Annotated in this window: 6 protein-coding genes and 3 rRNA genes; 7 read left to right on the top strand and 2 right to left on the bottom strand. The window is 47.3% G+C overall.

Annotated elements, in window-relative coordinates; all coding sequences use genetic code 11:
- Positions 1-132: 132 nt before the first annotated feature.
- Positions 133-582 (bottom strand): GAF domain-containing protein, encoded by a 450-nt coding sequence (locus KAI36_RS01910; RefSeq protein WP_220026772.1) that lies wholly within the window; start codon positions 580-582, stop codon positions 133-135.
- Between the two features lie 299 nt (positions 583-881).
- Here KAI36_RS01910 and KAI36_RS01915 point away from each other — a divergent pair, with 299 nt between their 5' ends.
- The 4 genes from KAI36_RS01915 (at position 882) to rrf (ending at position 7,304) form a co-directional block, all read left to right on the top strand.
- Positions 882-1,622, top strand: coding sequence for a Crp/Fnr family transcriptional regulator (locus tag KAI36_RS01915; protein WP_025718906.1), 741 nt, complete (start codon positions 882-884; stop codon positions 1,620-1,622).
- Between the two features lie 578 nt (positions 1,623-2,200).
- Positions 2,201-3,756: ribosomal RNA gene (locus KAI36_RS01920) — 16S ribosomal RNA — on the top strand.
- Between the two features lie 353 nt (positions 3,757-4,109).
- Positions 4,110-7,036 (top strand): 23S ribosomal RNA (locus KAI36_RS01925).
- Between the two features lie 151 nt (positions 7,037-7,187).
- Positions 7,188-7,304, top strand: a 5S ribosomal RNA gene (rrf, locus tag KAI36_RS01930).
- The 16S, 23S and 5S rRNA genes sit together here, the layout of an rRNA operon.
- Before the next feature lie 179 nt (positions 7,305-7,483).
- Here the strand turns inward: rrf and KAI36_RS01935 are convergent.
- Positions 7,484-7,642 (bottom strand): hypothetical protein, encoded by a 159-nt coding sequence (locus KAI36_RS01935; RefSeq protein WP_180984517.1) that lies wholly within the window; start codon positions 7,640-7,642, stop codon positions 7,484-7,486.
- Between the two features lie 294 nt (positions 7,643-7,936).
- Here KAI36_RS01935 and KAI36_RS01940 point away from each other — a divergent pair, with 294 nt between their 5' ends.
- The 3 genes from KAI36_RS01940 to KAI36_RS01950 all read left to right on the top strand — a co-directional run bounded on the left by KAI36_RS01940 (position 7,937) and on the right by KAI36_RS01950 (position 11,226).
- Entirely contained in the window at positions 7,937-9,268 is a 1,332-nt protein-coding gene (locus KAI36_RS01940; RefSeq protein ID WP_220026773.1) for an extracellular solute-binding protein, read from the top strand.
- A 228-nt stretch (positions 9,269-9,496) separates the two neighbouring features.
- Positions 9,497-10,387: a carbohydrate ABC transporter permease gene (locus KAI36_RS01945; RefSeq protein WP_220026774.1), complete on the top strand. Its 891-nt coding sequence runs from the start codon at positions 9,497-9,499 to the stop codon at positions 10,385-10,387.
- 5 nt (positions 10,388-10,392) lie between these two features.
- A complete protein-coding gene (locus KAI36_RS01950) occupies positions 10,393-11,226 on the top strand; it encodes a carbohydrate ABC transporter permease (protein WP_371917997.1) in 834 nt (277 codons plus the stop codon).
- Positions 11,227-11,231 lie beyond the last annotated feature (5 nt).

Here is an 11,231-nt window from a genome sequence, read left to right on the forward strand (position 1 = left end):
CTCGAACGGTAAAAAAACCGTGCGTTTTGTCATAATCATAGCAAATTTTAGGGATTTCAATCAACAAAGATAGTTAGGGACAGTCATATCAAGTATTTTATGAGTTTCATTATCTACAGAAGCATTGTTGATCTATGGAGTAAGAGGGTGAGCACATAGTTGGCTAAGGCGTTGAGCGACTTGAGTGGCCTCGGCTACATCAGACTCTGTGAACATCCTCACATCACGATTACCAAGAAGCAGCACACCGTTGGGCAGATCCCCTGTGCTGGAAAAGGGAATAGCAACAGCAGAGTGAAGCTGCTCGGCCAGCATTAGTGCACATTCCTGACGCATACGTATACTACCTGATAGCAGAGCACTTACAGTCACGGTACGTCCCAAGCGAACAGCCATCCCGGCAATACCATGACCAATCTTAAAAGAAATAAGGCGATAGCGATTGCTTCGGCTACCGGAGGCGTAATACCAATGCAACTTACCACCCGACTTGGACATAAATGCAAGGGCAGTGAGATCACCATAAATAGTATCTCTCAACTGGTTCAGTTCTTTTCGCATTTCATCCGTTATTTGTAGCATAGAAGACACATCCTTTTTCATAACCAAACTATATCTCTAATTCATTGTAGTTCCGACAGTTACAAAAGTAGATCAGGGAACCCCCTGATCTATAGGCGCAGGAAACACTGACTTTTCATCAGGTCGGGTAAGGAGTAGGGAAAAGGCCGATAAATGGGGCGTTAGCTTACGTCTGGAGTGATATTTATCACAGTAAATCAGGGAGTAGGAAGGTATAAAATCAGGTGTTCTCCCGATAACAACCCAGGCATTAAAACATTATGATATAGATATCAGGTAAACACGAGGAGGACGCTAACATGCAAGCCACTTGTATGGAACGGTTTGGGGACGAAGCGGAACGCACGGGAATTCAGATTTATTTGACAGAAGAACATTTTGATCTGCTAAAAGATATTATGTCCTGGAAGAAGGTAAAGGCAGGCGTTATGCTTTTCAGAGAGGGCGATGATGCAGAGCAGCTTTATTATATACATTCAGGTCATGTTAAACTTCGTAAATCGACAGAAGATGGTAAAGAACTGATTCTGACCATTCAGCATCAAGGCGACTTAATTGGAGAATTTAGCGGGATAGATGGAGAAGAGTATAGTTGCACTGCGGAAACAGCCGATGTGTGTGAGTTAGGCGTCGTGCTTGTTAAGGATCTGGAGTCGCTCTTGTCCAAAAATGGGGAAATGGCACTTCAGTTCATCCAGTGGATGGCGATGAAGCAACGCATTATGCAATCGCGTTTTCGGGACTTACTGTTGTATGGTAAAACTGGAGCGCTAGCGTCTACATTGATCCGAGCTAGCAATACATGTGGCGTGGCTGTGAAGGATGGCATTTTACTAAATATGAAGCTAAGTCACTCCGAATTAGGTGAGATGATTGGAGCGACGCGAGAGAGTGTGAACCGGATGCTGAGCGCGCTTAAAGAGCAAGGAACCCTAGATACAAGGGATGGAAAGATTGTCATTCACGATCTCAAGGTATTACGTGGCATGTGCTGCTGTCCTTCGTACGGCCAATGTGCCCATGAAATTTGTCGCCTCTAATATTATGAATACCATTAGGCGGGGTCCAAGAGACTTCGCCTTGCTGCATGTCTTCTAACAATCTAGCACATGGGGTAACGAACAACATAGATTACAAAAAAAGACTAATCAACGCCGTATAGCGGCTAATTACCAATAATGTATTTATAGTAAATGAAACTGAACACATGACATTTTATGAACTAGCTGTTCTGAAATAACGTTGGAGCTAATAATGGTTGACTAAAAGGTGGAAGGGATTTTAAGTTTGGAAAAAGTAATTATTTACAAGTTGCTTTCTTTTGCTGAAAATGATATATTATTTGAGCTGACAACAAAACAGCAGTTTCAAAAGCGAAAAGTTTGGGTGAAATGATCTTCAAAAAAAGAAAAAAAATAACCCTTGCATTTTTGAAACGAACATGATATGATCTTATAGCTGCTGAAAAACGCAGCGAAAGAGAAATGTTTGATCTTTGAAAACTGAACAACGAGTGAGTAAAACGATTTTGTTCGCAAAATCAAACAAGAGATATTTTTATCTCGTCAGTTTCAAAATGAGCTTATCGCTCTTTCTATAAACCAACTTCGGTTGGTCTTTAATGGAGAGTTTGATCCTGGCTCAGGACGAACGCTGGCGGCGTGCCTAATACATGCAAGTCGAGCGGGGCTATGTAGAAGCTTGCTTCTACATAGCCTAGCGGCGGACGGGTGAGTAACACGTAGGCAACCTGCCCACAAGACAGGGATAACTACCGGAAACGGTAGCTAATACCCGATACATCCTTTTCCTGCATGGGAGAAGGAGGAAAGACGGAGCAATCTGTCACTTGTGGATGGGCCTGCGGCGCATTAGCTAGTTGGTGGGGTAAAGGCCTACCAAGGCGACGATGCGTAGCCGACCTGAGAGGGTGATCGGCCACACTGGGACTGAGACACGGCCCAGACTCCTACGGGAGGCAGCAGTAGGGAATCTTCCGCAATGGGCGAAAGCCTGACGGAGCAACGCCGCGTGAGTGATGAAGGTTTTCGGATCGTAAAGCTCTGTTGCCAGGGAAGAACGTCTTGTAGAGTAACTGCTACAAGAGTGACGGTACCTGAGAAGAAAGCCCCGGCTAACTACGTGCCAGCAGCCGCGGTAATACGTAGGGGGCAAGCGTTGTCCGGAATTATTGGGCGTAAAGCGCGCGCAGGCGGCTCTTTAAGTCTGGTGTTTAATCCCGAGGCTCAACTTCGGGTCGCACTGGAAACTGGGGAGCTTGAGTGCAGAAGAGGAGAGTGGAATTCCACGTGTAGCGGTGAAATGCGTAGATATGTGGAGGAACACCAGTGGCGAAGGCGACTCTCTGGGCTGTAACTGACGCTGAGGCGCGAAAGCGTGGGGAGCAAACAGGATTAGATACCCTGGTAGTCCACGCCGTAAACGATGAATGCTAGGTGTTAGGGGTTTCGATACCCTTGGTGCCGAAGTTAACACATTAAGCATTCCGCCTGGGGAGTACGGTCGCAAGACTGAAACTCAAAGGAATTGACGGGGACCCGCACAAGCAGTGGAGTATGTGGTTTAATTCGAAGCAACGCGAAGAACCTTACCAGGTCTTGACATCCCTCTGATCGGTCTAGAGATAGGCCTTTCCTTCGGGACAGAGGAGACAGGTGGTGCATGGTTGTCGTCAGCTCGTGTCGTGAGATGTTGGGTTAAGTCCCGCAACGAGCGCAACCCTTATGCTTAGTTGCCAGCAGGTCAAGCTGGGCACTCTAAGCAGACTGCCGGTGACAAACCGGAGGAAGGTGGGGATGACGTCAAATCATCATGCCCCTTATGACCTGGGCTACACACGTACTACAATGGCCGGTACAACGGGAAGCGAAATCGCGAGGTGGAGCCAATCCTAGAAAAGCCGGTCTCAGTTCGGATTGTAGGCTGCAACTCGCCTACATGAAGTCGGAATTGCTAGTAATCGCGGATCAGCATGCCGCGGTGAATACGTTCCCGGGTCTTGTACACACCGCCCGTCACACCACGAGAGTTTACAACACCCGAAGTCGGTGGGGTAACCCGCAAGGGAGCCAGCCGCCGAAGGTGGGGTAGATGATTGGGGTGAAGTCGTAACAAGGTAGCCGTATCGGAAGGTGCGGCTGGATCACCTCCTTTCTATGGAGAATCGTTTCCTGCAATGGAAACATTCAAATATGAAGCGTAAGCTTCAAAACTCAGGTTTAGGCCTGTTACTCACTCGTTGCTCAGTTTTGAGAGCTCAAACTCTCAAGCTTCGACGAATGTTTCATTCACACATCCGTGTGGAACCGAAATATTCATCGGGTTTCGCTTCGATGAAGCGAATTGCACCTTGAAAACTGGATACCGAAACGAAATTGCGTTTTAGAATATTCCTTTAAGCTGATCTTGTGTAAACAAGTGAAATAAAGGTAGCTGCCTTGAATTTCATTCACACGTAAGTGTTGAACCGAAGTTCAAAGCAAATCGTATTTACGATGTAAATACTAGGTTAAGCTACAAAGAGCACACGGAGGATGCCTAGGCGCCAGGAGCCGACGAAGGACGTGGCGAACAACGATAAAGCCTCGGGGAGCTGTAAGCAAGCTTTGATCCGGGGATGTCCGAATGGGGAAACCCGGCTGTCTTCATCGACAGTCACTTTCTGCTGAATACATAGGCAGAATAGAGGCAGACCAGGGGAACTGAAACATCTAAGTACCCTGAGGAAGAGAAAACAATAGTGATTCCGTCAGTAGCGGCGAGCGAACGCGGATTAGCCCAAACCAAGGAGCTTGCTCCTTGGGGTTGTGGGACGTCTCACATGGAGTTACAAAGGAACCGGTTAGATGAAGAGGTCTGGAAAGGCCCGCCAGAGAAGGTAAAAGCCCTGTAGTTCAAAACTTGTTCTCTCCGAGACGGATCCCGAGTAGTGCGGGGCACGTGAAACCCCGTATGAATCCGGCAGGACCATCTGCCAAGGCTAAATACTCCCTGGCGACCGATAGTGAAGCAGTACCGTGAGGGAAAGGTGAAAAGCACCCCGGAAGGGGAGTGAAATAGATCCTGAAACCGTGTGCTTACAAGAAGTCAGAGCCCGATCTATGGGTGATGGCGTGCCTTTTGTAGAATGAACCGGCGAGTTACGTTCCCGTGCAAGGTTAAGGTGAAGAGCTGAAGCCGCAGCGAAAGCGAGTCTGAATAGGGCGAATGAGTACGTGGACGTAGACCCGAAACCGGGTGATCTACCCCTGTCCAGGGTGAAGGTGCGGTAACACGCACTGGAGGCCCGAACCCACGCATGTTGAAAAATGCGGGGATGAGGTGGGGGTAGCGGAGAAATTCCAATCGAACCCGGAGATAGCTGGTTCTCCCCGAAATAGCTTTAGGGCTAGCCTCGGAAAAAAGAATCGTGGAGGTAGAGCACTGATTGGGTGCGGGGCCCGCAAGGGTTACCAAGCTCAGTCAAACTCCGAATGCCATAGATTTAGTTCCGGGAGTCAGACAGTGAGTGCTAAGATCCATTGTCGAAAGGGAAACAGCCCAGACCATCAGCTAAGGTCCCCAAGTGTGTGTTAAGTGGGAAAGGATGTGGAGTTGCACAGACAACCAGGATGTTGGCTTAGAAGCAGCCACCATTGAAAGAGTGCGTAATAGCTCACTGGTCGAGTGACTCTGCGCCGAAAATGTAACGGGGCTAAACACACCACCGAAGCTATGGCTTGATGCTTGCATCAGGGGTAGGGGAGCGTTGAATGCGGGTTGAAGGTGTACCGTAAGGAGCGCTGGACTGCATTCAAGTGAGAATGCCGGTATGAGTAACGAAAAGATCTGTGAGAATCAGATCCGCCGAAAGCCTAAGGGTTCCTGAGGAAGGTTCGTCCGCTCAGGGTAAGTCGGGACCTAAGGCGAGGCCGATAGGCGTAGTCGAAGGACAACAGGTCGAAATTCCTGTACCACCGTAATCCGTTATGAGCGATGGGGTGACGCAGTAGGGTAGTGACGCGGACTGATGGATGTCCGTCTAAGCAGTGAGGCTGGTGTGTAGGCAAATCCGCACATCGTAAGGCTGGGCTGTGATGGGGAGCGAAAATTGTAGTAGCGAAGGTCATGATCTCAGACTGCCAAGAAAAGCCTCTAGCCAGGAGAAGGTGCCCGTACCGCAAACCGACACAGGTAGGCGAGAAGAGAATTCTAAGGCGCGCGGAAGAACTCTCGTTAAGGAACTCGGCAAAATGACCCCGTAACTTCGGGAGAAGGGGTGCCTCGGTAGGGTGAATAGCCCGAGGGGGCCGCAGTGAAAAGGCCCAAGCGACTGTTTAGCAAAAACACAGGTCTGTGCGAAGCCGCAAGGCGAAGTATACGGGCTGACGCCTGCCCGGTGCTGGAAGGTTAAGGGGAGTGGTAAGCCCTTCGGGGCGAAGCTATGAACCGAAGCCCCAGTAAACGGCGGCCGTAACTATAACGGTCCTAAGGTAGCGAAATTCCTTGTCAGGTAAATTCTGACCCGCACGAATGGCGTAACGACTTGGGCGCTGTCTCAACGAGAGATCCGGTGAAATTTTAATACCTGTGAAGATGCAGGTTACCCGCGACAAGACGGAAAGACCCCATGGAGCTTTACTGCAGCTTGATATTGAATTTGGGTACGATCTGTACAGGATAGGTGGGAGCCGTAGAACTTTGAGCGCCAGCTTGAAGGGAGGCATCCTTGGGATACCACCCTGATCGTATCTAGGTTCTAACTTGGTACCGTAATCCGGTGCGAGGACAGTGTCAGGTGGGCAGTTTGACTGGGGCGGTCGCCTCCTAAAGAGTAACGGAGGCGCCCCAAGGTTCCCTCAGAATGGTTGGAAATCATTCGAAGAGTGCAAAGGCAGAAGGGAGCTTGACTGCGAGACCTACAAGTCGAGCAGGGACGAAAGTCGGGCTTAGTGATCCGGTGGTACCGCATGGAAGGGCCATCGCTCAACGGATAAAAGCTACCCTGGGGATAACAGGCTTATCTCCCCCAAGAGTCCACATCGACGGGGAGGTTTGGCACCTCGATGTCGGCTCATCGCATCCTGGGGCTGAAGTAGGTCCCAAGGGTTGGGCTGTTCGCCCATTAAAGCGGTACGCGAGCTGGGTTCAGAACGTCGTGAGACAGTTCGGTCCCTATCTGTCGTGGGCGTAGGAAATTTGAGAGGAGCTGTCCTTAGTACGAGAGGACCGGGATGGACGTACCGCTGGTGTACCAGTTGTTCCGCCAGGAGCACCGCTGGGTAGCTATGTACGGAAGGGATAAGCGCTGAAAGCATCTAAGCGTGAAGCCCCCCTCAAGATGAGATTTCCCAGTATGTAAGACCCCTTGAAGACGACGAGGTAGATAGGTTGGGGGTGGAAGTGCAGTAATGCATGGAGCTGACCAATACTAATCGGTCGAGGGCTTATCCTAAAATAAAACGCAAATGAGTTTCGGATCCAGTTTTCAGGGTGTAACCTTGAAGGTATGTACAAGTGACATACAACAAGCGCATGGCTATTCATTCACACGATAAGTGATGAACCGAATAACCATATGGTAGAATTTACGATGTAAATTCATGTTTGGTGGCGATAGCGGAGGGGTTCCACACGTACCCATCCCGAACACGACCGTTAAGCCCTCCAGCGCCGATGGTACTTGGACCGCAGGGTCCTGGGAGAGTAGGACGTCGCCAAGCAAGATAAAAGAGCACAGCCTTAACGGGCTGTGCTCTTTTTCCTATAACCGATTCATTTATCATTCACATGAAAGATCATTATCGTGGATTCGGTCAAAAGTTTTACGGTATCCTGGTTGTCCTTTGTATAGTGGTGCCTAGTCAGCATTTTTAACTGAGGACAGTATTAACTGGGGAAGTTAATCTATTTCAACCTGTTCTGTCTGAAGGACACTCAAGGCTTGAAGTTTACGGGTAATTTCTTTTTGCCACTTTGTATCTCCGACTTGTACGGCAAGATTGAGAAGATCCAAATAATCATCAATATGCAGGGAGGTTTTACTAAAAGCTTCTTTCACTGCGGTCCTGCCTCCTTTAAAGTCTATGTGTATTTATCATTTAATAATGATAATCATTATCAAACAATGATCTTATTCATATTATGCCTGTGTTCTAGATAAATTGCAAGTTATGATATGAATGAATTTTGAAGCACGCAAATGAGGGCTTGAAAAAACAAACCCGTCTCCTTAAGTTCACGCATTGTTCACGTCTTTTCTATGGAACATAATGAAAAGAACAAGCGGGCATTGAGTGTCCACCAATAAGGAGGGCAAATTGCGCAATGCTTCAACAAGAGGAGGAAAAGGATCATGAGCAGAACAAAAATGAAAGCGTTTGCCATTGTGATGGCGAGCGCCTTGGCATTGACGCTGGCAGCTTGTAATAACGGACAAAGCGCAAGTCCGGGAAATTCAGGAGAGCAGAGCAGAGGCACCGCGACGAAAGATGTTACGATTACCTTTCAAAACATTAATCCTGATCCGAGCACCCCTTCGTACAAAATGATTAAGCAAATTGTAGGTCAATACGAGCAGGATCATCCTCATGTTAAAATTGAATTGGATTCGCTAAATACAGATCAACAAAAGCTCAAGCTGAAAACACAGGCAGCGGCGAAGGAAGTACCTGATATCACGATTGTAAACCCGGCTGCACAGATGAAGCCATTCGTTGATGCCGGGCTGCTGGCTCCATTAAACGATGTGGCTGATAAAGAGGGGTTAAAAGATACGTTTCAGAATGGACTTCTTAATTACTATAGCTTCGACGATAAGCTCTATGCTTTTCCGGACGGTAACAATATAGAAGTGGTGTTTTACAATAAAGAACTGTTCAAGCAGGCGGGAATTCAGAAGTTGCCGACCACCTTTGACGAGCTGATTACGACGGTCAAGACGTTGAAGGCGAAGGGAATTACTCCGATTGCCATTGGGGAAAAGGATTCATGGACGGGTTCCCTCCTTTTTATGAATATTTTGTTGCGTACGAATGAAGGGCCGAATTTTCTCAATGATGTACTGGACGGTAAAAAGACGTTTAACGACCCAGCTTTTGTGGAAGCGGTGGATGCATTTCAGGAATTGGTGCAGGCAGGAGCTTTCCCGGATGGAGCTACATCTATTGACTACAATGCAGGCGGTAATATTTTTAAAACAGGAAAAGCCGCGATGTATATCATGGGTACATGGGAAACGGGGTCTATTGATGCTTCTTCGGTAGCGGGTAAGGTAGGAGCGTTTCAATTCCCTACGGTAAATGGCAAGGGTGATGTGAATGAGTATGTAATTGCGCCGGGCAGCGCATTTGCGGTTTCTGCGAACAGTGAACATTTACAGGAGACGAAGGATTTTCTGCACTATTTTATTAAAGAGATGCCCAAAATTCAGTTTGATCTGAAAAATGCGATTGGCAGTGGTCAGAAAATGAAAGGTGATCTGAAGGAAGCGGGCTACTCCGAGTTAGCGATTAGTCTTAATGAGCTGTTCAAGAATGTAAAAGGGGGCGATCTCGCTTTTGATAATACGATGAATCCGGCTATTGCGCAGGCGCATCTGAGTAGCATTCAAAACCTGTTCGTGCAAAAAGAAGACTCTGCACAAGTTGCCAAGGAACATCAGAACACTTATGAAGCGAATAAATAAGTGAGTATTTTGCAAAAATCCAATAAGCGACTTCCACTGATCAATATATAGATCGAAATGGCCTAGTTCGTCTAGATATTGCACTTTGGAGCGACTGGAATCGAATTTTGCAAAATCCTGAAGTAGCTGACACTAGGGAGGGAGCGGCATGCTCCTTCCCTGATTGGAAATCATGTAGGTTGTGCATCCTCAGAAGATGTTCAGAATCAACACAAAGGAGATTAGAGCATGAATGTACTGAAGGTGCCAGCACGTACCATTGCCGTTTTTGTGCTACCCTGCCTGTTGTTGTATACCTGTATGGTATTTGTTCCGATTCTGGTGTCGGTGTATTGCGGATTGCTGGATTGGAACGGAATCGCCGAGGCAAAGTTCGTGGGGCTGGCTAATTTTGAGCGGATTTTTACAGCAGATTCAGTGTTCTGGCCGTCCGTGAAACGGACTATGATGTTTGCTGTGTTTTCCATGCTGGAAATTCCGTTCTGTCTGCTGCTGGCGATCTTGCTTAATCGCTATGTGCGTAAGGCCAATACGCTGGTAACGATGTATTTTCTGCCGGTTATTCTGTCGGTGGTCATTATCGGGCAGCTGTGGAAGACGATCTATAATCCAGTCTCGATGGGTGGAATGCTGAACGGTATTTTGCTGGCGATTGGGCTGGAAAGCTGGACGCGCTCATGGCTGACGGAACCGCAGATAGCGATGTACGCCCTCTATTTTGTATCGTTGTGGCAGTATTTTGGCTATCATTTGCTTATCCAGTTTACCGGGGTACAAAATATACCGAATGAGCTGTACGAAGCAGCCAAAATTGATGGAGCTGAAGGATTCAAAGCAGACCGCTATATTACGCTACCGCTCATCGTACCTATTTTTAAGATATCAATTGTATTAGCATTTATCGGCTCCCTGCAATCGTTTGATTTGATCTGGGTGATGACGGGTGGAGGACCAGCTCATGCAACGGATACAGTATCTACGTATATGTACAATATGTCCTTTTTATCGATGAAATACGGATATGGCAGCGCATTGGCTTCAATTCTCGTAGTGATTTGCTTGTCATTTACAATTGTGATAAATTTTGTTTTCAAACGAATCGAAAATAAGGTAAGCTAAAGGAGATGGAACTGTTGAATGCCTTGAAAAAAACGGGAGTCTTTACCTTATTGGCAATCTTAATTGTCACGCAGCTGTATCCACTCTTTTGGCTGCTGACCTATTCGTTGAAGACGAATGAAGAGATATTGAGCTCAAGCTTCTTTGCACTCCCTCAAGTGCCTCAGTGGCACAACTATCAGGAAGCCTATGAATCAGGGAGCTACTTGCGTTATTTAGGAAACAGTGTGCTGGTGACCGGGGTTACGATGATTTTCGTCATTTTATTAAGCTCAATGACTGCTTATGCGATTACACGTTTTCGTTGGCGCTTCGGGGCTGTTGTGCTGACTTTGTTTCTGATCGGGATGATGATCCCGATGCAAGCTACACTGCTGCCGCTGATGGTGATGTTTAAAAACGTCCATATTCTGAATACGTATTTCTCACTGATTTTACCCTATATTGCTTTTCAGACACCGATTGCGGTCTTCATCCTATCCGGCTTTATGCGGTCCATTCCCCACGAAATTGAAGAATCCGCTTACATTGACGGAGCGAGCATTTATCGTATTTTCCGCAGTGTAATCTTACCCATCTCGATTCCGCCTATCATGACGGTATGTATTTTAACTTTCATTAACATCTGGAATGAATACATTATGGCTGCCACCTTTATCTCGTCCGAGAAGCTCAAAACTCTCCCTTTCGGCGTATATACGTTCGTCAGCCAGTATTCTGTGAACTATGGTAATATTGGTGCTTTTCTAGTCATGGGTGCCTTACCGGTCATTATTATTTATTTTGTTCTGTCCGAAAATATCACCAAGGGCATGGTTGCGGGAGCGGTTAAAGGATAGGCGGC

Source organism: Paenibacillus sp. S02, assembly GCF_019454065.1.
GTDB lineage: Bacteria > Bacillota > Bacilli > Paenibacillales > Paenibacillaceae > Paenibacillus > Paenibacillus polymyxa_B.